At 62.6% G+C, this 21,008-nt stretch carries 20 protein-coding genes and 2 pseudogenes; 13 read left to right on the plus strand and 9 right to left on the minus strand.

From position 1 onward, the window contains the following. Positions 1-8: 8 nt before the first annotated feature. Positions 9-509: a TspO/MBR family protein gene (locus QFZ88_RS28100; protein ID WP_065996802.1), complete on the minus strand. Its 501-nt coding sequence runs from the start codon at positions 507-509 to the stop codon at positions 9-11. Here QFZ88_RS28100 and QFZ88_RS28105 point away from each other — a divergent pair. The 5 genes and pseudogenes from QFZ88_RS28105 to QFZ88_RS28125 all read left to right on the plus strand — a co-directional run bounded on the left by QFZ88_RS28105 (position 508) and on the right by QFZ88_RS28125 (position 4,551). Then, a complete protein-coding gene (locus tag QFZ88_RS28105; protein WP_139116431.1) occupies positions 508-765 on the plus strand; it encodes a hypothetical protein in 258 nt (85 codons plus the stop codon). The genes QFZ88_RS28100 and QFZ88_RS28105 overlap by 2 nt on opposite strands. A gap of 206 nt (positions 766-971) precedes the next feature. Beyond that, positions 972-1,271 carry a DUF982 domain-containing protein gene (locus tag QFZ88_RS28110; RefSeq protein WP_065996801.1) on the plus strand — a complete coding sequence of 100 codons (300 nt, stop codon included), beginning with the start codon at positions 972-974 and terminating at the stop codon, positions 1,269-1,271. 86 nt (positions 1,272-1,357) lie between these two features. Then, positions 1,358-2,924 (plus strand): annotated as a pseudogene (gene istA / locus QFZ88_RS28115) (IS21 family transposase). Next, positions 2,857-3,561, plus strand: a complete 705-nt coding sequence (istB, locus tag QFZ88_RS28120) for an IS21-like element helper ATPase IstB (protein WP_065996799.1) — start codon at positions 2,857-2,859, stop codon at positions 3,559-3,561. The pseudogene istA and the gene istB overlap by 68 nt, the downstream one beginning before the upstream one ends. A gap of 33 nt (positions 3,562-3,594) precedes the next feature. Next, entirely contained in the window at positions 3,595-4,551 is a 957-nt protein-coding gene (locus tag QFZ88_RS28125; protein WP_083237629.1) for an IS5 family transposase, read from the plus strand. Between the two features lie 723 nt (positions 4,552-5,274). Here QFZ88_RS28125 and QFZ88_RS28130 read toward each other — a convergent pair. Together QFZ88_RS28130 and QFZ88_RS28135 are read right to left on the minus strand one after the other, a co-directional pair. Next, the gene (locus QFZ88_RS28130; RefSeq protein ID WP_065996798.1) at positions 5,275-5,781 is read right to left on the minus strand and encodes an Hsp20/alpha crystallin family protein; all 507 of its coding nucleotides are present in this window, start codon (positions 5,779-5,781) and stop codon (positions 5,275-5,277) included. An 88-nt stretch (positions 5,782-5,869) separates the two neighbouring features. Then, the gene (locus QFZ88_RS28135) at positions 5,870-6,370 is read right to left on the minus strand and encodes an Hsp20 family protein (protein ID WP_065996797.1); all 501 of its coding nucleotides are present in this window, start codon (positions 6,368-6,370) and stop codon (positions 5,870-5,872) included. A gap of 228 nt (positions 6,371-6,598) precedes the next feature. On the opposite strand from QFZ88_RS28135, the gene QFZ88_RS28140 reads away from it, so the two are divergent. Together QFZ88_RS28140 and QFZ88_RS28145 are read left to right on the plus strand one after the other, a co-directional pair. Next, positions 6,599-6,814, plus strand: a complete 216-nt coding sequence (locus tag QFZ88_RS28140; RefSeq protein WP_065996796.1) for a hypothetical protein — start codon at positions 6,599-6,601, stop codon at positions 6,812-6,814. Between the two features lie 125 nt (positions 6,815-6,939). Beyond that, complete coding sequence (locus QFZ88_RS28145) at positions 6,940-7,260, plus strand: DUF982 domain-containing protein (protein WP_083237628.1); 321 nt, start codon at positions 6,940-6,942, stop codon at positions 7,258-7,260. Here the strand turns inward: QFZ88_RS28145 and QFZ88_RS28150 are convergent. Together QFZ88_RS28150 and QFZ88_RS28155 are read right to left on the minus strand one after the other, a co-directional pair. After that, positions 7,244-7,522, minus strand: a complete 279-nt coding sequence (locus tag QFZ88_RS28150; RefSeq protein WP_065996795.1) for an usg protein — start codon at positions 7,520-7,522, stop codon at positions 7,244-7,246. The genes QFZ88_RS28145 and QFZ88_RS28150 overlap by 17 nt on opposite strands. A gap of 24 nt (positions 7,523-7,546) precedes the next feature. Next, on the minus strand, positions 7,547-7,888 hold the full coding sequence (locus tag QFZ88_RS28155; RefSeq protein WP_065996794.1) for a hypothetical protein: 342 nt from the start codon (positions 7,886-7,888) through the stop codon (positions 7,547-7,549). 336 nt (positions 7,889-8,224) lie between these two features. Here QFZ88_RS28155 and QFZ88_RS28160 point away from each other — a divergent pair, with 336 nt between their 5' ends. From QFZ88_RS28160 to QFZ88_RS28175, 4 genes are all read left to right on the plus strand, one after another. Further along, complete coding sequence (locus QFZ88_RS28160) at positions 8,225-8,539, plus strand: co-chaperone GroES (RefSeq protein ID WP_065996793.1); 315 nt, start codon at positions 8,225-8,227, stop codon at positions 8,537-8,539. Between the two features lie 58 nt (positions 8,540-8,597). Continuing rightward, positions 8,598-10,226: a chaperonin GroEL gene (groL, locus tag QFZ88_RS28165; RefSeq protein ID WP_065996792.1), complete on the plus strand. Its 1,629-nt coding sequence runs from the start codon at positions 8,598-8,600 to the stop codon at positions 10,224-10,226. Between the two features lie 68 nt (positions 10,227-10,294). Continuing rightward, on the plus strand, positions 10,295-10,519 hold the full coding sequence (locus tag QFZ88_RS28170) for a hypothetical protein (protein ID WP_065996791.1): 225 nt from the start codon (positions 10,295-10,297) through the stop codon (positions 10,517-10,519). A gap of 136 nt (positions 10,520-10,655) precedes the next feature. After that, complete coding sequence (locus tag QFZ88_RS28175; protein ID WP_065996790.1) at positions 10,656-10,871, plus strand: hypothetical protein; 216 nt, start codon at positions 10,656-10,658, stop codon at positions 10,869-10,871. A 105-nt stretch (positions 10,872-10,976) separates the two neighbouring features. Here QFZ88_RS28175 and QFZ88_RS28180 read toward each other — a convergent pair whose 3' ends face one another. Both QFZ88_RS28180 and QFZ88_RS28185 read right to left on the minus strand, forming a co-directional pair. Continuing rightward, positions 10,977-11,261 carry a DUF982 domain-containing protein gene (locus QFZ88_RS28180; protein ID WP_065996789.1) on the minus strand — a complete coding sequence of 95 codons (285 nt, stop codon included), beginning with the start codon at positions 11,259-11,261 and terminating at the stop codon, positions 10,977-10,979. A gap of 20 nt (positions 11,262-11,281) precedes the next feature. Beyond that, entirely contained in the window at positions 11,282-11,587 is a 306-nt protein-coding gene (locus QFZ88_RS28185; protein WP_065996788.1) for a DUF982 domain-containing protein, read from the minus strand. Between the two features lie 360 nt (positions 11,588-11,947). Here QFZ88_RS28185 and QFZ88_RS28190 point away from each other — a divergent pair. After that, a pseudogene (locus QFZ88_RS28190) lies at positions 11,948-12,889 on the plus strand (RHE_PE00001 family protein); the annotation flags it as partial. Positions 12,890-13,159: 270 nt separating this feature from the next. Here QFZ88_RS28190 and QFZ88_RS28195 read toward each other — a convergent pair. Beyond that, on the minus strand, positions 13,160-16,465 hold the full coding sequence (locus tag QFZ88_RS28195; protein ID WP_065996977.1) for a UvrD-helicase domain-containing protein: 3,306 nt from the start codon (positions 16,463-16,465) through the stop codon (positions 13,160-13,162). Next, positions 16,462-19,080 carry a PD-(D/E)XK nuclease family protein gene (locus QFZ88_RS28200; RefSeq protein WP_190234586.1) on the minus strand — a complete coding sequence of 873 codons (2,619 nt, stop codon included), beginning with the start codon at positions 19,078-19,080 and terminating at the stop codon, positions 16,462-16,464. Before QFZ88_RS28200 ends, QFZ88_RS28195 begins: the two co-directional genes overlap by 4 nt. A gap of 130 nt (positions 19,081-19,210) precedes the next feature. Between QFZ88_RS28200 and QFZ88_RS28205 the strand changes: the two genes are divergently transcribed. Then, positions 19,211-20,998 carry an ATP-dependent nuclease gene (locus tag QFZ88_RS28205; RefSeq protein ID WP_065996973.1) on the plus strand — a complete coding sequence of 596 codons (1,788 nt, stop codon included), beginning with the start codon at positions 19,211-19,213 and terminating at the stop codon, positions 20,996-20,998. Positions 20,999-21,008: the final 10 nt, after the last annotated feature.

The raw sequence follows: 21,008 nt of genomic DNA on the forward strand, positions 1-21,008 counted from the left end.
TGCTGCCGCTAGCCGTTCAGGCGCCAGATTTCAAAATTCAGCAGCGATGCGAACGCGACCCACGCCGCGAGCGGCACCAGGCACGCAGCGGCAACGGGATCGAGCCTGCGGAACCGCTCTATCGTTACCAAAATGATCAGGAGCTGCGGTACAATGTTCAGCAGGCCTGCCAGCGGATTGTTCAGGCCGAAAAAAAGCCACGACCACAAGGCGTTGAGTGCGAGCTGAACGAAGAAAAAAGCCAGCGCGATACGGCGCTCGGTGGCCCTGTCAGCAACTTTCAGAATGCGCCAGACCGCATACGCCATCAATCCGTAGAGGGTGGTCCAGACGGGGGCAAAAATCCAGTTCGGCGGGTTGAATGACGGCTTAACGAGCCCCGCATACCATGAGGCAAGATTGGGGTATGTCGCCAACTGACCCAAAAGCGATGCGGCGATTACCGGCAGGACGGCTATCGACGCTCTGAGCCATGCCACTGATCGATTTACGTTTTGTTGAGTGTCCATGAACGTGCCCGACCAAAGTGTTTTTACCCAAACCAAGTGCAATCTGCATTTAGTCCGGGCACGCCTACTTCACGAAGATATTTACGTGTTAAAGGCAGGCTTGGATCAGAAAAGCTTGCCGTTGATTTGTGAACGCGGTGAAGAAAAGTATCGCCCCTTCGAAATCCCATGCCATTCAGCCCGGCCTCAAGCCGCACTCGCAGCGCTCGGAAACCGCTTCAACCATGTAGCCACCGCATCACTATGCCTGATCTGAAATTCGCAAAGCCGACTCCAGCCTTACACTGATCCGATCGGATCACCAGAGGCCGTTTCGTAGGGGGTTGAAGAGCCGAGGTTCACATGATTCCACGGAGTTGCGAGATTCGGCATGAGCATCACGGTGAAGTAAACGCTTAACGGTTTGCCCAAAAACGAAGCTTCAGCGGAACAAGTAAAGCCTGACGGAGTTGGAGGAGCGCGATGAGCAGTTTGCATTCCTTCGATTGCGTGCGGGTGTTGTCGCCACCTACTCAGATCGTTTATGAGGTCGCCTCTGTCGAGGACGCGATGCTCTTCCTGTACGAGTGGCCGGTCAGTCGACGGGGGGACGATTATCGAACCGCAATGAATTGCTGCTCGGCTGCGATCGCTGAGCAAGTGTCGATAGAAGAGGCTCGCCTCGCATTTGTCGGTTTTGCGCGTATTTCAGGGAGCCTGGTTACAGATTCTGCGAACGGCGATGAGCAAACTGTGAATCGGCATGCAAAATTGACCCCCTAAGCCGGGGAATCGGCGTCCAATTTTGACCCCCCCTGATGCTTTGATTTGAGACCATCAGCTCGTCGTGGCGAGCGGATGGTGTGGGGATGAAGTCGGTGGATACGATTGCCCGGGTTCGGCGCGCCTTCCATGTGCAGGGATGGTCGCTCAAGCGGATTTGCCGCGAGTTGCATGTGTCGCGGAACACCGTCCGCAAGATTCTCAGATCCAATGAGACATCGTTCTCCTACGAACGCGAGCGGCAGCCCAAGCCGAAGATCGGTCCGTGGCAGGATCAGCTTGACGGGTTTTTGAATGGCAACCGTGGCAAGGCGGCGCGCGAGCAATTGACACTGATCCGGATTTACGAAGAGCTTTGCAGTCTCGGTTACGAGGGTGGCTATGACGCCGTCCGCCGCTACGCGAAGAGCTGGGCAAAGGCGCAGGGGTCGGCGACGGCGGACGCCTATGTGCCGCTGTTCTTCGCGCCGGGCGAGGCCTACCAGTTCGACTGGAGCCACGAGATCGTCCTGATCAACGGCGTGACGGTGACCGTGAAGGTCGCCCATGTCCGGCTCTGCCACAGCCGCATGATGTTCGTCAGGGCCTATCCGCGCGAGACGCAGGAGATGGTGTTCGACGCCCATGACAGGGCCTTTGCCTTCTTCGGCGGCGCCTGCACGCGCGGCATCTACGACAACATGAAGACGGCGGTGGAAACGATCTTTGTTGGCAAGGACCGCCAATACAATCGCCGCCTTCTGCAGATGTGCAGTCATTATCTGGTGCAGCCGGTCGCCTGCACGCCAGCGTCCGGCTGGGAGAAGGGTCAGGTCGAGAACCAGGTCGGGCTGGTGCGCGAGCGCTTCTTCACGCCCAGGCTGCGCTTCAAGACCTATGAGGAGCTGAACGCCTGGCTGCAGGACAAGTGCGTCGCCTATGCCAAGGCGCACCGTCACGTCGAGCAATCGGAACGAACGATCTGGAACGTGTTCGAGGAAGAGCGCGGCAAGCTGGTCGAGTATCGCGGCCCCTTCGACGGATTCCACACGGTGCCGGCCTCGGTGTCGAAGACCTGCACGGTTCGCTTCGACACCAACAAATACTCGGTGCTGTCGACGGCGGTCGGCCGCCCGGTCGAGATCCATGCCTATGCCGACAGGATCGTCATTCGCCAGGACGGCGTAGTCGTCGCCGAGCATGCCCGCTCCTTCGGGCGCAGCGAGACGATCTACGATCCCTGGCATTACGTCCCTGTGCTTGCCCGCAAGCCCGGTGCACTGCGCAACGGCGCGCCATTCCGGGACTGGGCTCTGCCACCAGCGATGGAGCGTATCCGACGCCGATTAAAAGCGGCGCATGACGGCGATCGGCAGATGGTGTCGATCCTGGCCACGGTGTTGACCGACGGCATCGATGCCGTGGAGGCTGCCTGCCAGGAAGCGCTCGATCAGAATGTCTGCTCATCCGCCGTCATCATCAACATCCTGGCGCGGCGGCGTGATCCGGCGCCGGCCGTGACCATCCTCACCCCGGACGCACTTCGCCTGCAGCATGAGCCGCAGGCCGACTGCGCCCGCTACGACAGCCTCAGGAGGGCAAGCTGATGGAACGCACCCAGGTTCTGGAACTGATGGGAACGCTGAAGCTCTATGGCATGCGCGGCGCCTATGACGAGGTCATGGCGACAGGCATCAAGCGCCAGCACGAGCCGCCGAGGATCGTCGGCGATCTGCTGTCGGCCGAGATCGCCGAGAAGCAGGCGCGCTCCATCAAATACCAGCTCACCGTCGCCAAGCTGCCGATCGCAAAGGATATCGATGAGTTCGACTTCGACGGTACGCCTGTCAACGAGGTGCTGGTCCGGGACCTTGCCAACGGCACCTTCGTCGCCGACCAGCGCAACGCCGTGCTTATCGGCGGCACCGGAACCGGCAAGTCGCATCTGGCAATCGCCATTGCCCGCGCCCTGATCCGCAACGGTTCACGTGGCCGCTTCTTCAACGTCGTCGATCTCGTCAACCGGCTCGAGACCGAGCACCGCGGCGGCAAGCAGGGCCGTATCGCCGACTACCTCACCCGGCTCGACTTCGTCGTGCTCGATGAACTCGGCTATCTGCCCTTTGCCCAGGCCGGCGGGCAATTGCTCTTCCACCTGATCAGCAGGCTCTATGAACGGACCTCGATCATCGTCACCACCAACCTGGCGTTCGGAGAATGGCCCGCCGTCTTCGGCGACGCCAAGATGACGACAGCGCTGCTCGACCGTCTCACCCATCATTGGGCCTGTTGCGTAATTGTCTGGTTGTGATTCTCTGCAGTGGAAGCACGGAGAGGGATCGCAATGGCGTTGAAGCAGACGGGCCAGTTGAGCTTGGCGGAAGCGTTTCTGGGTCGGAAGCTTTCTGATGGCACCTCGCCGCTCGACCGGCTGACGGGTCTGGTGAAGTGGTACCGCTTCGAGAAGCTGCTTGCCCGGCTGCGCGATAGCGGGCCGGGACGTGCGGCCTGGCCGCCGCTGGTTCTGTTCAAAGCGTTGCTGCTGCAATCGCTCTATGGGCTGTCGGATCGCGAGTTGGAGGAGGCGCTCGGCGACCGGTTGTCATTTCGGCGCTTTGTCGGACTTGGCCTTGAGGAGACTGTTCCCGACCACACGGTTCTGTCGCGTTTTCGCACCCTGCTTGTGGGCGCAGGGCTGCTGGAGACGCTGTTTGGCGAACTGGACCGGCAACTGGAGAAGGCCGGAGTGATCCTGAAGCGCGGCACGATGCTGGATGCCACGCTGATCGATGCAGTCTCGACGCCGCCGACAGCCGAGCGGCCGTCGCGGGATGCGGACGCCCGCGTCACCGCACGCAAGGGCAAGAGCGGCCTCACCTTCGGCTACAAGGCTCATGTCGGGGTGGATGAGGGCTCCGGCCTGATCCGCACGGTGATCACCACACCGGCCAACGTCAACGATACGGTCGTGGCCGATCGCCTGGTGCGCGGCGACGAGAAGACGGTTTGGGCGGATGCCGCCTATGATACGCACACACGCCGTGCCCGGCTCAAGGCTGAGGGCAAGACGGTGCGCATTGCACGCCGCCCCAACAAGCACCATCCCTTGTCCGAACGGCTCAAGCGTTATAATCGCCTGATCGCGAGACGGCGCTCGGCGGTGGAGACCACCTTCGCCACGCTTAAGAACCGCATGAAGCTGACCACGATCCGTTACGTCGGGCTGGCCAAGGCCGCAGCGCAAGTGACGATGGCGGCGATCGCCTTCAACATGCGCCGGTGGGCCACCATCACGCGATAGGTGCGCCCAGAATCTGGCCAAAGGCACACCGCCACCATCAAACTCCACCCCAAAAGCCAAAATGAGCCAGACCTCACGGCCAAACCGCTCAACCAGCATGTTCTCCTTAACTGCGCAACAGGCCCATCATTGCGAGATCATCGAGACCGGAAACGAATCCTGGCGCTTCAAGAACCGCGCCTGATCACCTCATCAAGCTGCCAGGCGCCATCCGCGTTCGCCCGGGCTGCGCAACCCTGACCAGCTCCGCCCGGGCGAACCCTGACCGCCGCGCACTACATAAGGGGGTCAAAATTGGGCGCCGATCGAGGGTCAGTTTTGGAAGCCGTTTGACAGGCGAAATCCGCTGCGGTGACGGGCGGCCTGCGCGATCTTCGCCGCCTTGGCGGTCTCCGTCGGATCGTTGACCAGGACCGCGCCGGGAAAGCCCTCGCGGATATGCGAGGTGCAGCCGAAGTGTTGCGACTGGTGATCGACGATTCGGCAGATATTGCCGAGGATCGCGGTCTTCTTGCGTGGTGGAAGCCCATCGAAAAGCGCAGGATCGCATTGCCGGCAAGGAACGCGCCAATGGTAACCACGGCGCGGTTCGCCGGCGCGAGTTGCGCGATACGATCGTCTGGATCCCCGTCACGGTGGAGGAGCCGGCCACCAATTCTCTGAGATTTTGAGAAGTTGATAGCCTGGGAAGCGACGGCGGCCGCTTCCCAGGCTATCTAGGCGTCAGCTTTTGATTGCAATACGTTTCGCCTGCGACTGGGCTTTCGCCGTTTTCGGCAAGGTCACGGACAGGACGCCGTTCTTGAAGCGGGCGTCGACACTGTCTTCCTCGATCTCGTAGCCGAGGGGGATACGACGCTCGAAGCGGCCGTAGGTGCGTTCCGAGAACTGCCGGTCCTTGTCCTCAGTCTCCGAGCGCTTCTCGCCCCGCAGCGTCAGCACACCGTTATCGAGCATGATCTCGATGTCCTTCTCGTCCATGCCGGGCACTTCAGCCGTCACCTTGATCTCTTTGTCATTGTCGGAGATCTCGACGCTCGGCCAGTTCCCGCCGAAGGCGGATGCCCTGCCGACGGACGGCAGGGCGCCGTCGAAGCCGCGGAAAACGTCGTCGAACAGCCGGTTCACTTCGCGGTGCAGCGACAGGAACGGATCACGCTCGCTGTCGCGGAACAGGCTCGGGACGCGACTCTCCTCGCGTCCCCAAGGAATAAGATCGCGTACGCTCATCGTCATTCTCCTTTCGTCAGTCTCGCTATCATCTTTGACAAATCCGTCCGCCGCCGGACGTCCGGCGCCAGACTTCATCCGCATTGCCTCAGGCGGCTTGCTTGTCAGCGATCTGCTTGCCCACGGCCTTGGCAGTCCCAGCCTCGATACGGGACCCGGCTTTGCCGCTGCTGCTGCCGATCTCGATCTTGCGCGGCTTCATCTCCTCGGGAATCTGGCGCTGGAGATTGATCGTCAGCAGGCCGTTGACGAGACCAGCTCCGGTCACCTTCACATGATCGGCAAGCTCGAAGCGGCGCTCGAACGGCCGCCCGGCAATGCCGCGATGCAGATAGTCGCCGTTGTCTTCCGTCGTTCTCTCGCCGGAGACGACAAGCATGTTGGGCTCGTGTACGATGCTTAGCTCTTCCTGGCCGAAGCCAGCCACCGCCATGGTGATGCGGTAGGCGTCTTCGCCTGTCCTGGCGATGTCGTAGGGCGGCCAGTTGTCGACGCTCGGCGTCCGGCTCGCGTTCTCCAGCAGGTCGAAAACACGATCGAAGCCGATGCTCGACCGATAAAGCGGGGAAAAATCGAATGCGGTTCTCATAGCCATATCCTCCATTGCTGAGCAACATGGGTACGAGGAGCGCCAAGGATGAGCGCTCCTTGACCTTGCCGACCCTAAAAGGGCGCCGGCGGATTCGATCTGGGAATTCGCTTTCCGCGCGTCAAGAGGTCGATCGCGGAACGTCCTTCGCCGACGCGCATTGTCTTGCCGTCGCCGGCGTGAATCTTCCGGTCAGCACCTTCCACATCAATGCGCAGGAGAGCGACCATGTCCATGACGCGGGAAGAGATCGTATCGGTCCTTGGGCCGACGGACGAAACGCTCGTCGCCGACATCCTGTCCACCGGCGCTTCCTTCGAGGAGCTGCGGGAAGCCTGGGCCTGGCTCAACGGCGACGAGGCGCTGATGGGCGAGGGGCGGCCGCTGCCTGGAACGCGCGTCGCAGAACTGATCGATCTGCTGGATGCCGACGAGGACGATTGAGCGTTCCGGTGCCAGCGTAGACGGTCTTGATGTTCCGCGCTGCGTCCCCATCTCAACCATAGATGCGCGTAGACGACGCCATCCGATTGCTTGCTCGCAAAAGACGTCCAAAAAAGGAGGAAGTGATGAACGACGTTCGGTTTCCCGAACCTGTTACCCTCAAGTTTCCCAACGCTTCACGCAATGTCGCCAGCAGCTTTGAGGCGCTGGAGTGTCTGGACCAGCAGTGGCCCGAATGGGCGCGCGGGCGGAGCTGGCGCGTGGCGGAACGCGCCTGCCGGGATGCGCTAGACGGATGGCGCAGCGCACGCGACGCCCACAAAGCCTTCCTCAAGGCGGCCAAACGGGCTGGATTGGTCCCGGCAGTGCGCGCTTCCCGTAAATCGCGTCCGGCACCGATGATCGACGGCCTGCGACCCGAGATGAGCTTCAGTGGATGGCGATGACGCCGTCGACGGCCCGCCACTCCGACGGCTCAATGAGGCGATGGTGGGCGACGCGCACGGAGTGCAGCGCGCCCTCCAGTTCACGCTCCCAGTAGCCGAGGAAGCCTTTCAGTTCCGGAAAGTGGGGCGCCAGATCGTATTCCTGCCAGACATAGAGCTGAAGCAGGCTCGGATGGTCGGGAAGATGGTAGTGGATCTCGGCCGTGGTGAGGCCGTAGCCTTCCATCTGCAGGCGGAATCCCCTGCTGACCGCAGTGACCATTTGCGTCTCCTCTGCCTCAGGCCTTCATGCATCCAGATGATCGGAAGTGTGCCGTCGATCACCTGTCGAACGTGGTGGCGCAGCCGCCCTGTCGAGCCGGCATAGCGCGTCCATGATCTGGTCGAAGGAGACCGGCTGCTCGGCCCCCGGCGGCCGACGCAGCGCCGGGACGGATTCGACGGCGCAGGCATCGGAGGCCCAGGACGACAGGATCGCCCGCTTCTCCTGAATGTCGAGCGCATCGTCGTTCAGGACGTCGTCGGGATGCCTGAAATGCCTGGCCGGCGACAGCAGCCGGTCAAGCGCAAGGTCGGATGTTTCGGGAACGAGAGAGGGAATAATCGGTGTGGGATTCTGTCGGTCCATCTTGATCCTCCGTCTTTCCAAAAAGCTCCTTTGCACAGGTTTCGACTTCACAGCCTCACCTATGGCGAAGCTTGCGATAATTTTGTTCGACCGGCCGGAAAATTCAAGCGGGAAACGCGCTGCCGCACTCCGATTAGCCGCGTGTTTTCATGGCACTAGCACTTGATCGGTGCGAGTGACAAAAATTTTTGCGAAGCCTCTTGAAACCGGAAATTCGTAAAACTAGCTCGATATGCGCGCGATGCCGAAAGGGTCGCGCGAGCCCCGCACCGGTCCAATATTGCTGGTCCGGTGTGGAGGAACTTCAACAATCTGTTTGTCCTGAAGGAGAACGATATGACGTTCCGTCCATTGCACGACCGTATCCTGGTCCGCCGCATCGAAGCCGATGAAAAAACCGCCGGCGGCATCATCATCCCCGACACCGCCAAGGAGAAGCCGCAGGAGGGCGAGGTCATCGCCGTTGGCCCCGGTGCACGCGACGATAGCGGCAAGCTCGTCGAACTCGACGTCAGGGCCGGCGACCGCATTCTGTTCGGCAAATGGTCCGGCACCGAGATCAAGCTGAATGGTGAGGACCTGCTCATCATGAAGGAAAGCGACGTGATGGGCGTGATCGAACAGGCGGCCACGCTGAAGAAAGCCGCCTGATTGGCGCGAACCCGATATCAACCAGTCAACGAAAGCTGCCTATCGAAGGAGTGATCCAATGGCTGCCAAGGAAGTGAAGTTCCATTCCGACGCGCGCGAGCGCATGCTGCGCGGCGTCGACATTCTCGCCAATGCCGTGAAGGTAACGCTCGGCCCCAAGGGCCGCAACGTCGTCATAGATAAGTCGTTCGGCGCCCCGCGCATCACCAAGGATGGCGTGACGGTGGCGAAGGAAATCGAGCTCGAGGACAAGTTCGAGAACATGGGCGCGCAGATGGTTCGTGAGGTCGCCTCGAAGACCAACGATCTGGCCGGCGACGGCACCACCACCGCGACGGTTCTGGCGCAGGCCATCGTCCGGGAAGGCGCCAAGGCCGTGGCTTCGGGCATGAACCCGATGGACCTGAAGCGCGGTATCGACAAGGCAGTGGACGCCGTAGTGGCCGAACTCAAGGCCAATGCCCGCAAGATCACGAAGAACGACGAGATCGCCCAGGTCGGCACCATTTCCGCCAACGGCGACGCCGAGATCGGCCGCTTCCTTGCGGAAGCCATGCAGAAGGTCGGTAATGAGGGCGTCATCACCGTCGAGGAAGCCAAGACCGCCGAGACCGAGCTGGAAGTCGTCGAAGGCATGCAGTTCGACCGCGGCTATCTCAGCCCGTACTTCATCACCAACCAGGACAAGATGCGGGTCGAACTGGAGGAGCCCTATGTGCTCATCCATGAAAAGAAGCTCGGCAATCTGCAGGCCATGCTTCCTGTGCTCGAAGCCGTGGTGCAATCCGGCAAGCCGCTGCTGATCATTGCCGAGGACGTCGAGGGCGAGGCGCTGGCGACGCTCGTCGTTAACAAGCTGCGCGGCGGCCTCAAGGTCGCGGCCGTCAAGGCGCCGGGCTTCGGCGATCGCCGCAAGGCCATGCTGGAGGACATCGCCATCCTCACCGGCGGCACGGCGATCAGCGAGGATCTCGGCATCAAGCTGGAGAACGTCACGCTGCAGATGCTCGGCCGCGCCAAGAAGGTGGTGATCGAGAAAGAGAACACCACCATCGTCGACGGCGCCGGCCGCAAGGAAGAGATCCAGGGCCGCGTCACGCAGATCAAAGCCCAGATCGAGGAGACCACTTCCGACTACGACCGCGAGAAGCTCCAGGAGCGTCTTGCCAAGCTGGCCGGCGGCGTCGCGGTGATCCGCGTCGGCGGAGCCACGGAAGTCGAGGTCAAGGAGAAGAAGGACCGCGTGGACGACGCGCTGCATGCCACCCGTGCGGCGATCGAGGAAGGCATCCTGCCCGGCGGCGGTGTCGCGCTGCTCAGGGCGGTCAAGGCACTCGACACGTTGGCGGCCGACAACGCCGACCAGAAATACGGCATCGACATCGTGCGCCGCGCCATAGAGGCGCCTGCCCGCCAGATCGCCGAGAACGCCGGCGCGGAAGGCTCGATCATCGTCGGCAAGCTGCGGGAGAAGACCGACTTCGCCTGGGGTTGGAATGCCCAGACGGGCGAATATGGCGATCTCTACAGGCAGGGCGTGATCGATCCGGCCAAGGTCGTGCGCACCGCGCTGCAGGACGCCGCTTCGGTCGCCGGCCTTCTGGTGACCACCGAGGCGATGGTGGCCGAGAAGCCGAAGAAGGAAGCCGCCCCCGCCATGCCCGCCGGCGCCGGCATGGACTTCTGAGGCACTGATCACATGGCCCGCTCCCGTCACCGGGGGCGGGCATTTCGCAGATAACTCCGGGGGATGCTATGAACAAGATGACCGACATCGGATCCGTTCCAACGCCGACCCGTTCGCCGAGCGAGTTCCTCGCCTATGAAACGGAGTGCCGCAGCGCATTGAAGCCGCTGCTGACGGGCCTGCTGGACATGGCCGTGTCCGCCGGCTGGAACCGGCGCACCGCCGCGTCGGCGCTGATGTATCTGGCGGCGCAGCAGGTGTCGGCGGCATCGGAAACGTCCATGATCGGGTGAAGCTGAAGGCCAGTTCTCGCCGACTACCGGTGGAACCGCAGTCCCCGGCGGGCGGGCGTAAACACCCTTTTGGTTTTCAACAGGGCATTGACGCGATATAGTCCCGGCGAGTGGGGGCCAATCGAGGGCCGGACCGATGCAGGAATACCTGGATCATAAACTCGAATGCCCCTATTGCGGGACGATCCGGCTGCGCATTCCCGCCGACGCCACCGAGTCCACCGAAATCAGATGTGATGACTGTGGCAAACCTCTGGGCACCTGGGGCGAGTTGCAGGACGATTTTGTAAAGCAAGGCGGCCACGACGGCGTTTTCCGGCTGTCGAGAGGCAGGATCAAACGGATCGAGTGAAAAGGCCGCGCGTTCCAATATCACGCTGCGCATCTTTACGCATGCTCGTTCCGAGAAACGGAGAGCGGCGACACCATGGTCGCCGCCCCGAAATTGCGCTGCGGATCAGGCGTGCAACCATTGTCCGGAGTCCATCACCGGCGGCATCGTCCCGTCCTCGGCCAGGATGTCCTTCTTCCTGGCGAACCGGACCAGGATCCCGCGCGCTGTCTCGGCGTCGATTTCGCCAGCCAATGCGGCTTTGCAGGCGCGGATCGCCGCCCTTTGCTCCGGACTGTTTCCACACCAGTCCACGACGAACTGGTAAGCGTCCACGACCGAGTTCAGTTGGCGCGGAAAGCCGAGCCCGACCCACACGCGGACAGGCTTTTCGAAGGGTTGAGAAAGCATCGTATCCTCCCTTCGTCGCGTCAGGCGGCAACGCCGCCGGTCTCGCCGGCTTTCGGCCCGGTCATCCAGGGCATCGCCACGGATACATCCTCGAGGATTTTCGCCGAACGGGCGAAGCCGGCGAACGCGTCGCGCGCCGCCCTCAGCGGCACAAGGCCGTCGAACGCGCGGTGGCACGCCCGCGTCGCCGTCTCGTAGATCACGCCACGGCGGTGCCTGGGCCATTCGTGGAGAAAGTCGCAGGCATCCTCGAGACAGGCGATCTCCTGGACGAGACCTTCCGCGGCTCTCACGAATACGGGACTTTCGAATGTTCTCTCGCTCATTGAAACCTCCAATGGTTGAACGATTTCAGCTGTTTGAGGATGGCCGCCCCGCAATCGGCAGCGGCCATGAGAAATATGTGAAGGCCGACTTCCAGCGTCAAGGCTCATGAAGTTGCGAATATACTGAGACGCCAAACCGAACGGCCGGTGTCCCTCCGCCGCCTTGAAAACTGCTAGTTTGCTCTCCACCCCATTGCGGACGCCGGCTTCGCATACCTCCAACTTGTGAGCGGGCCGCACAGTGAACGAAAATTGAAATCGTTAGATGAAAATCACGCCCTTGTTGGCGCGCAAACACTTGCGAAAGCAGGCTTTCTTCCGATTGAAATCGGGAAGTGAAAGCGACACGAGGGCAAGCTCGTCCACCTCGAGGACCTCGTCTTTCGCGACGCCGAGATGGATCAGCGGACGCCCACCCACGAACTGACCCGCGCCCACGCCATCGTGCGCAACCGGCGACGGATATTGTCTCGGGGCCGCGACTGGGCTCTGGGCAGCGAGGGGCTGCGCGAGCTGTCCGGCCGAAACGGCGCGTCGGCGACGGCTCCGGAAGGCGAGTGGGAAGGGGAGGGGGAGGCGACGACCGATCCTGCGGATCCATGGGATGAGCCTGAGGCGGATCGATTGGCCGAGGAGTTCGCTGAGATTGACGCGGTCTTGGCGCGATCGACCCGGCTGCTCGCCGGCGAAGCCATTTCACCGAAGGCGGCGCCGCAAGGAGACGCGCGCCTTGCCGTCCTCTACGATCTTGACTGGGACGAGGATGCCCGCCTCTCAGAATGGCGACAGACCCTCGATCGCACGTTGGCGTTTCCCACAGTGCTGCGCGCGGCTATTGCGCTCGACGCCTGGGCCGACATCGAGGTGTTGCAGCGCGGCGACTGGATCGGCGGATTGCTGGTCGCAGCCCTTCTGCGGCAGGAGGGCGTCACCGCCAACCATCTCGCCTGCCTGCATCTGGGCGCCCAGAAGATTCCGCGCGAGCGCCGGCGGTCCCGCGCCCGCATGGAGCGGGTTGTCGCCCATATCGACACCATCCGCGAGACGGCCGTCGCCGGACTGAAGGAGCACGATCGCCTGGTGCTCGCCAGCGAGCGGATGGAGCGTCACCTTCGCGGTCGTCGCGCCAACTCGAAGCTACCCGCGCTGATGGATCTTGTGCTGTCCCGACCGATTGTTTCCACCAACATGGTCCAGGCGGCGTTGAAAGTATCGAGACAGGGCGCACTCGATCTGATCAGCGTGCTCGGTTTGCGCGAGTTGACGGGCAGGGGAAGTTACCGCGCATGGGGGATCGTTTAGCTGGGAAGGCCCTTTGGCCGTGTCGATTCCGGCGTGCCCTTCGGCGCACGTGGCTTCATGAAACTTCCTGCATGCGCCGCCAGATTCCACTCGGTCCCCAATTGTGGTGCCGAAGGCGTAGCTCGACGTGCAGTTGGAGGTGTTCGTTTGAACTCGCCAAGCTTTCTTGCGCTAGCGGCTCCAATTAGCCCATGCTTCCAGCGACAAGGGCTGGCTCTGAACGTCTATATCCGCTTCGACGCCGGATCAGCGCCGCAATCGACCCTCGATTTAACCGCTGGCGTTCGCTGCGTCCGCGGGCCGGACCCAGACGATCTCATCGTTCGTCAGATAGACAATTGCTCCGCGTTTGGCGCCCGTCGCAGAGAGATAATCGTGCAACTGCTGCACGTGTGCCTCGCGATCCGCAGGCGTGGGATTCACGTCGGATTTCCAATCGATCGCAGCATCGACTTGGTTTTCTATGATCGCCAACGCGTCGGCGCGCCCGGCGATGAGACCGCTCTCGTCGTGTCCCCAGATTGCGATCTCGGGCACGAGGTAGGACCGGAGATCGGCAATCTGTGGCAAGGCAAGCCCGCGAAGCGCGGTTGCGCCCATCTCACGGGGATCCGGGCGCGGTTCGTTGTCGTCGCCACCTGAAATCAGTTGATCGAGTAGTTCACCAGCGCGGGAAACGCTCGCGTCGAGTGCTGCTGCAAGCTCGCCGGTCAGAAACTCTTCCATCAACTTGTGAAGGATGACGCCGCGGCGTGCTCCGGCGCCGACCACCTCGAGATGTTCGATGTGACTCTCCAAGGCCACGGCGCCCTCGATAGGATCGCCAAGCCGGTCGGCGTCATGCTCGCTGGGCCGGCGCCAGGCAATCGGCGGCGCGCTCTCCACGACGGATCGTTGCTCGGCGGCAAAAATGTCCGAAGACTGTCCGTTTGGCTGAGACGCCGGTCCCGCCATTTCGCGCGGAGCAAAGGACGTAAGATCCAACTCGGGAATGTCGTGCTGACGCAGGTCTATGGAGCTGAACCAGGAATCTTTGGACGCCTGGGGAATATGAGGGAGGACCAGGAGGTCCCGTGCCCGTGTGCAGGCGACGTACCAGATCCGCTCGCGTTGATTGCCGTCTTCCAGGTTTTCAACGGCGCGCGCTGCAGCCAATTCCGGCGGCGCGACGCCACCGAGCATCCAGTGCAGGCTGTTGTCGGATTGCCGGTGCACGAACTGGTCCGGCCGGTAGAGTTCGGTCGTGGAATTGACCGGAATGACGACCGGCCACTCCAGACCCTTGGCGCTGTGGATGGTGACGATGTCGATAGCGTCCGCCGCGGCGTCGATGCGTCCTTCCTGCGCCCGGGCCTTACGCTCCCAATCCGACTGGAGATCGCGAATGAATGCGCGTAGGCCAGTGACCGAATAGCTGCGTGCTCGTTCGATCAGAGCGTCCAGGTTGGCGAGAGCGCGGGCATTACGATTGCCATGTCGCGCGGCCATGATCACGCGGATGTTCAGACGTTCGATGGCCTCCGCCAGGATCTGACTCGGCGTCACGATCGAGGCCCGTCGACGAAGTTGTTGCAGCTCGACGAGAATTTGTCTTGCCACTTGATGCTGAATCAGTTCCGGGTCCGTCCGGACGGTGAAAAAACTCTCGCCATCGTCCTTAGCGGCAACAGCCGCAGTGATGTCGAGCAGCTCTTGTTCGCTGAGGCCCACCAGCGGTCCTCGCATCAGCGCGCCAAAGGCCAGCGTGTCGGAGGAATCCGCCAGGACCCGCAAGAGCGCCAGGATATCCTGCGTTTCCTGCCGCCGCATCAGCGTCTGGCCGGCCTGCGAGGATACCGCGAGGCCGCGCTGCTCGAGCGCCCGCTCGTAGCGCCACAGTTCGGTATGACCTGGCGAAAGCAGCGCGATGTCGCCGGCCCGAAGCGGCGTGCATGTCTTGTCCGCGCGTTTTATCGACACGTTGCCGATCAAGGCGACGCAGATGTCGGCAACGCGCTCCGCTTCGGCCTCCCGAAACATCTCCGCGTAGATGCGCCCCTCGGTCGCCACTTCGACCGTGAAGCGGGCCACGCAGGGAAGCGGGTGTGACGCTTCGAACAGCGTGGGTGCTAGCGCGACATATCGGGGCTGCGAGGGCTTGGCAAAGACTGGCTCGAAGCAGGCGTTCACATGCTCGATGATCGGGCTCAGCGATCGGAAGTTGGCGGTGATCTCGAGTACCGCGCCATGATCCTGGCCATCTATCAGGCGGCGACAGAGTTCGTAAGCTTCGATGTCGGCGCCGCGGAAACGGTAGATCGCCTGTTTCGGATCGCCGACAAGGAAGAGCGCTCCGGGCCGCACCTCTGACTCCTCCCATTTTGCGTGCTGAGCTTCGATTGCGGCGATCGAAAACAAGATCTCGTTCTGGATGCCGTCCGTGTCCTGGAATTCGTCAACCAGGATGTAGCGATAGCGCTGACCGATGGCCTGGCGCACCTCCTCGTGGTCCCGTACCAGCGAACGGACGTGTATCAGCAGGTCGTCGAAATCCAGGACGGCGGCCGCGCGCTTGCGTGCCTTGTAGCTTTCGAGCAACTGGTCGAGCGACGTTGACAAGGAGCAGACGAGCGTGCTGGCGATATGACCTATGAGTTCGTTCCAGGCGATGACGACTGTCTCGTATATCGTTTGGCCGTCTCCTGAGCCGACGTCGTTGCGGTGAGCGCCGAAGCCTCGGACCGCATTTTCGTAGGCTTTGAGTTGGAGGCCTTTGCGCTCGAAGAGTCGACTGGTTCCCGGATCGCAAAGCCGCCACAGGGTTCCGAACTCCGCCTTGCTTGCGAGGCAATTCTGATAGCGCTCGGCGAGTCGGCGCAATTCGTGCGCGATGTCGGAAAGCCATTTGTCTGGCTCGATGCTCGCCTGCCACCGGTCGAAATCATCCACCGCCTGGACGAAATCGATGTCAGGCCTCGCCTCGAGCGACGGCGGGATTGGTTGGGCATCGGGGTGCTTGCGCCGAAGGCTCGCGAGTTCCCGAATGAGATCGACGACCTGAAGGGGGATTTCCTCGGCCAGCACCACGATCGGGTCGCCTTCTACTGCGTCTATCGCGAGCCGTCGCGAGAACCAGGCCGACAGCTCGGCCGTGAACAGATTGTCGGCGACCGTCGCATCGACCACACGGGCGCCGGGGTCGAGGCCTGCCTGCACGCCATGGCTGCGGATGATCGCCTGGCAAAATCCATGAATCGTCGTCGCCGTTAGCTCATCCAGGCGAGGAGAGGCAGCGACAAGCGCATCGCGCTGCTGCTCCGAAAGGCCCTGCGGCAGAACGGACTTCAGAAAAGCAGGAACATTGCCCGCCAGCAGCGTGTCGATCGTCTCCCTGATCCGGCGCGCGAGCTCGCTCGCCGCGAGTTCGGTGAAGGTGATTGCCGCGATGTCATCCGGTTGATGGCCGGCAGCGAGCATCATTGCCACGCGACCGGCCATCAGCGAGGTCTTGCCGGTTCCGGCGGCCGCCTCCACCAGCAGGATCGACAAGAAATCGGTCATGGCCCTGCAACGGGCCTGCTGGTCGACAAGCATCATGTCGAGGCGCTCCACAGCCGGTTGAGGGGTTGGTTCGCCACCCGGAACTCGGAGGCCTTGCGGCGCAGATAACTTTCACGATCGGTGGGAAGGGCAAGGCGCATATCGTCATATTCGATGTCCTGCTCCCAACGCGGTGCGATCCGGCCGCTGCGCAGGATCGTCATAGCCGCCGACAGATAGCCCACCGCCTCGCCCACCGCGCCATCGAGCTCGTCACCCTTCAGTTCGAAAGTTATGGGATCGTCGGCGAGATAGACGAGGCGCGCCATGACCGTCCTGACTTCCGGCAGCAGCGCACGTGCCGCGATCGCGTACAGCACGCGCTGCAGTTCCCGTCCCTGGCCCAATGCGATGCGCTGATGCTTTGGCGGCGGCTTGGCGCTCTTGTAATCGGTGATGCGCGCGCCGTCGCCCGTGGCGCGAATATCGAGCCGGTCCATGCGGCCGCCGAACACCAGCCCGGTTTGTCCGATCGGCACAACAACCGCCGTGTCCCACGGTGCCTCTTCCTCCGTGGCATGCAGCTGGCCGAACGGCACCTCCGTCCAGCTGCGCGTATCAGGTCTGACCTGATCGTCGGCGGCAAGGCCGCGGGCGGTGCGACGCGCGGCCTCTCTCACCGTATGGCGCCACAGGATTGGTGGCGGAACGGAACGCTGCAGTGGCCAGGCGTGCAGGATCGCCCTCGAGGCGTCCATGATCGCAGCTTCGATCTCGTCGGCGCTGGCGCGCGCGAACCCCGGCGTCGGCTCGAGCGCGGCGATGGCGCCGCCGATCAGCTCATGCACCAGCTCGCCGAATGAGGCTGCACCAAGCTGCAGCGGGTCGGATTGGAACCGGATAGAGCGCCAGCCCAAGGCGTAACGCCAGACAAATCCAAGCGGATCGCGCAGGAGGCGCTGCAGCGACGTCGTCGACTGGACTCGCGCCAAAGCCCTCTCGATCGCCGGATGATCGGCGCCGGAGAGACCGTCGTGCGGCGTCAATGTCGAAGGCCTTTGCCAGTTGCGCCAGCAAAGCTGGCTCTGGCGAACATGCGCGAGCTGGCCGGCATCGCGCGGCCGCGCCAAGAGCCTGTCCGCTTCGCTGAAAGCATGTCCCGGGATGCGATCGCGCTTATGCACGATCTCGTCCGATGGCCAGAGCGAACTTGGCGACAGGACGCCGCCCTTGGCGTTGCGAAGCGAGCGCGACAGAACGAGTTGTTGACGAGTGTGCGCCTTGATGATCTTGAAATGCTGTCGGTCGCGGTCGGCGACCCCTACGGGATGCAGTCTTCGGCGGTCGAGCAGATGGTGCGGCAGCAGCGGATCGTCGTTTTCCGAACGCGGCCAGGACCGGCTGGTGAGGCCGAGCAGGCGGGTATACGGTCGCGGACATGCAGCCAGTTGCAAGGCGGGGCACCAGACGACGCTATTGGCCGGGTCACGCTGATCGGCGACGCGCAACGCCTGCAAGGACAGGCCGATGGCTTGTGCCGGCGCGCTTCGCAGTGCCTCTTCCCACATTGCCAGGCTGGCCCCGCTCAGCAATCGCTTGCCGGCCTCTCCCGCTATGTCGGCTCCGCGCGCGAGAAGTTCGAGAACGGGAAGCAGGATCTGCTCGCCAAGCTCGCCGCCCCTACGCTGCGGCCTCGCCGCAGCCAGCACTTCGCGCCACTGGTCGAGGCTGCGCAAGCCGGCACCGCGGGGGATCGCAACGAACCAGTCCGAGGGAATCTGGCCCGCGAACGGGTGCACGGGCAAGCGCCGAACCAAGCGCCACACCCGCTCCTGGTTGAGCCCGTTTGCGAGAATGTCGGCCAGTGCGGCACAGGCCTGGCCCTCCGGCGTGCTCAAGGCGGGCACGCCGTGAGAGAAATGTAACGGCAATCCGGCGCTTCGCGCATAGGCCAGGAAATGATCGTCCCAGTCCTGCGTCGACGTCGCGGCAATGGCGATGTCCTTTGCATGTACCTCGCCTGAGGCGAGCAACTGGCGTGTCCAGCGCAACGCCTCGATGACCTCCGACTTGGGGTCCGCGCTCGCTTCGACGGTTGTTCGGGCCGGAGTAGTCGCGGGCTTCTTCCGGATCGACCCTCTGAACCATGTTTGCTCGACCGGGGTCGGCAACTCCCAGGTGAAATCGGTGACGCGTGCGAGCTCGTTGACAAGCGGTTGCCAAAGAGGATCGACGTCCCCCAGACCCGACAGCGTCACTGAACCCAGCAGTCGGTGCGCGAGATCAATGCGCTTGCCGGCGGAGTCCCGTAGATCGCGTGGCAACATGTGCGCGGGTGGAATGTGATCACGGATGTAGTTCTCGATGCGATGAAGATCACCGAACCGCGGCGCCTCGTCCGCCAATGAGGATAGATCGAGATCTGCCCGCCAGGCGCAATCCAATGCATGGAGAACGGCGCGTGGCATCCCCGGCAAGCCGGCTACGGGTCCAATGTCGCCAAAACTCTGGGACGCGAGCGCGGCCTGGATCGCCGGGTAGAGCACGTCGGTGCCAGCCGGCGTGGCGAAACCTCCGACCAAGCGTGCCGCCAGCAGGGGCAGGGTGACGATCTCTCGACCGATCGCTCCTTCCCGCGCCGCAGCGGCGCGGGCGCTACGCAACGCCAGCATGCCGTCGACGACGTGGGTAGAGCGAATGGGCATCGGGCTTCCGTGTGTTCTTTCAGCGGGCACTTGATCGCCTAAAATCACCGGCTATTGAAGATCAGGGCAAAGAAAAACTTGGGCTTTGGGGATGGAAATGCAGCTAACCAAGCTGAGCATCAGGAATTTCAGGAACTTTCAGTCGATCGACGTCACGCTGGCCGGCAATGTCGTGCTGCTCGGCGAGAACCGGGTTGGCAAGAGCAATCTCCTCTTCGCTATCCAGCTCATCCTCGATCCGACCCTGCCCGATTCGGTACGACAGCTGAAGCTCACCGATTTCTGGGATGGCGGGCCGGCCGACCATAGCGCGGCGATCGAGGTGCATCTGGAAATTTCCGATTTCGCTTCCGACATGGCCTTGACGGCGCTCCTGACCGATTTTCGGGCACCGCATGATCCAAACATCGCACAGCTTAGCTATGTCTTCCGCAAGAAGTCGGACGTTGCCGGCCCGCCCCAATCGGGCGCTGATTGCGAATTCCTGGTCTTCGGTGGTGGCGACGAAACGCGTTCGCTGCCGAGCAAGGTGCGGCGCCGTATTGCGATCGATCTGCTCGACGCCTTGCGGGACGCCGAAGGTCAGCTCGGCAGCTGGCGGGCCTCCCCGCTGCGCCATCTTCTCGAAGAAGCCGTCTCGGGCGTCAGCCGTCCGGATCTCGATGCTGTAGCGGCCGAACTCGACAAGGCGAGCAAGGCCCTCGAAGCTTTTCCGACCATCAAGACACTTGAAGATGAACTGCGCGCCGGAATCGCCCACCTGTCCGGAAAGGCGCACGACATCGACGCCCGTTTGCGATTTGCGCCCGCCGACCCGCTGCGTCTCTTCCGGGCGATTGCGATGTTCATCGACGGCGGCAAACGTGGCATCGCAGAGGCCAGCCTCGGATCGGCGAACGTTGCGCTACTGGCGCTGAAGCTCGCCGAATTCGCGTGGCGCCGCAAGAAAAACGAGCGCAATTTCTCGCTCCTCTGCATCGAGGAACCGGAGGCGCATCTTCACCCGCACCTCCAGCGATCGGTTTTTTCCAAGCTGCTTGGCAAGGCCGAAGCTTCCCAGGCCGTGATCGTCACAAGCCATTCGCCAACCGTGGCTGCGGTCGCGCCGTTGCGATCGATCGTTCAGCTGAAGAGGAGAGGGGGCGCGACGCAGGCGTTCTCATTGGCGCATCTTCCGGTGACGCCTGACGAGCTCGACGATCTGGAAAACTATCTTGATGCGACGCGTGCCGAACTGTTGTTCGCGCGCGGCGCCATCTTCGTCGAAGGCGATGCGGAGGAAGCGCTCATGCCCGTCTTCGCCACGTCGCTCGGTCACCCGCTCGACGATCTCGGTATCACCGTCTGCAACGTGGCCGGCACGAACTTCCGTCCTTACGTCAAGCTCGCCGAGGCGCTGGCGCTGCCCTATTGCGTCATCACCGACTGGGATCCGCTCGACGGGAGCAAGCCACCTCTGGGCAAGAAGCGTACCTTTGACCTGTGGCAGGACATGCTCACCGTTCGTGGCAAGCCCCTTCTCACCGCGGCTGAGCTGGCGAAATGGGAAGCAGCAGATTATGCGGCGTTCAGCGCCGATGCGGCCAAGTCGGGGATATTCCTCAACGAGCAGACATTCGAAGTTTCCGTCGCCAATACGCCTACCTTATTGAGCCCGCTTCTCGATATTCTGAGCGAGCAGGATTTCGGTTCTGTCAGGACTAGGCGCATTGCTGCCTGGCGTGCGGGTACGCCGGTCGTTCCTGAGCAGCTGCTGGCCATGGTCGCGAGCGTCGGCAAGGGACGCTTGGGCGCTCGGTTGGCGAAGAAATCGGCTGGGCTCAAGCCCCCAACCTACATTGAGAGCGCCATCAACAACGTCGTCGGCTTGGTTGCTCATGCTTAGCGACCGGGCC

The sequence above is a fragment of the Mesorhizobium sp. YL-MeA3-2017 genome, from assembly GCF_030814575.1.
Classification (GTDB): domain Bacteria; phylum Pseudomonadota; class Alphaproteobacteria; order Rhizobiales; family Rhizobiaceae; genus Mesorhizobium; species Mesorhizobium terrae.

Bases quoted from the DNA above. Each gene is read 5' to 3' on its own strand.
- QFZ88_RS28105 (WP_139116431.1), top strand. From the start codon at position 508: ATGAACGTGCCCGACCAAAGTGTTTTTACCCAAACCAAGTGCAATCTG.
- QFZ88_RS28100 (WP_065996802.1), bottom strand. From the start codon at position 509: ATGGACACTCAACAAAACGTAAATCGATCAGTGGCATGGCTCAGAGCG.
- QFZ88_RS28110 (WP_065996801.1), top strand. From the start codon at position 972: ATGAGCAGTTTGCATTCCTTCGATTGCGTGCGGGTGTTGTCGCCACCT.
- istB (WP_065996799.1), top strand. From the start codon at position 2,857: ATGGAACGCACCCAGGTTCTGGAACTGATGGGAACGCTGAAGCTCTAT.
- QFZ88_RS28125 (WP_083237629.1), top strand. From the start codon at position 3,595: ATGGCGTTGAAGCAGACGGGCCAGTTGAGCTTGGCGGAAGCGTTTCTG.
- QFZ88_RS28130 (WP_065996798.1), bottom strand. From the start codon at position 5,781: ATGAGCGTACGCGATCTTATTCCTTGGGGACGCGAGGAGAGTCGCGTC.
- QFZ88_RS28135 (WP_065996797.1), bottom strand. From the start codon at position 6,370: ATGAGAACCGCATTCGATTTTTCCCCGCTTTATCGGTCGAGCATCGGC.
- QFZ88_RS28140 (WP_065996796.1), top strand. From the start codon at position 6,599: ATGTCCATGACGCGGGAAGAGATCGTATCGGTCCTTGGGCCGACGGAC.
- QFZ88_RS28145 (WP_083237628.1), top strand. From the start codon at position 6,940: ATGAACGACGTTCGGTTTCCCGAACCTGTTACCCTCAAGTTTCCCAAC.
- QFZ88_RS28150 (WP_065996795.1), bottom strand. From the start codon at position 7,522: ATGGTCACTGCGGTCAGCAGGGGATTCCGCCTGCAGATGGAAGGCTAC.
- QFZ88_RS28155 (WP_065996794.1), bottom strand. From the start codon at position 7,888: ATGGACCGACAGAATCCCACACCGATTATTCCCTCTCTCGTTCCCGAA.
- QFZ88_RS28160 (WP_065996793.1), top strand. From the start codon at position 8,225: ATGACGTTCCGTCCATTGCACGACCGTATCCTGGTCCGCCGCATCGAA.
- groL (WP_065996792.1), top strand. From the start codon at position 8,598: ATGGCTGCCAAGGAAGTGAAGTTCCATTCCGACGCGCGCGAGCGCATG.
- QFZ88_RS28170 (WP_065996791.1), top strand. From the start codon at position 10,295: ATGAACAAGATGACCGACATCGGATCCGTTCCAACGCCGACCCGTTCG.
- QFZ88_RS28175 (WP_065996790.1), top strand. From the start codon at position 10,656: ATGCAGGAATACCTGGATCATAAACTCGAATGCCCCTATTGCGGGACG.
- QFZ88_RS28180 (WP_065996789.1), bottom strand. From the start codon at position 11,261: ATGCTTTCTCAACCCTTCGAAAAGCCTGTCCGCGTGTGGGTCGGGCTC.
- QFZ88_RS28185 (WP_065996788.1), bottom strand. From the start codon at position 11,587: ATGAGCGAGAGAACATTCGAAAGTCCCGTATTCGTGAGAGCCGCGGAA.
- QFZ88_RS28195 (WP_065996977.1), bottom strand. From the start codon at position 16,465: ATGATGCTTGTCGACCAGCAGGCCCGTTGCAGGGCCATGACCGATTTC.
- QFZ88_RS28200 (WP_190234586.1), bottom strand. From the start codon at position 19,080: ATGCTGGCGTTGCGTAGCGCCCGCGCCGCTGCGGCGCGGGAAGGAGCG.
- QFZ88_RS28205 (WP_065996973.1), top strand. From the start codon at position 19,211: ATGCAGCTAACCAAGCTGAGCATCAGGAATTTCAGGAACTTTCAGTCG.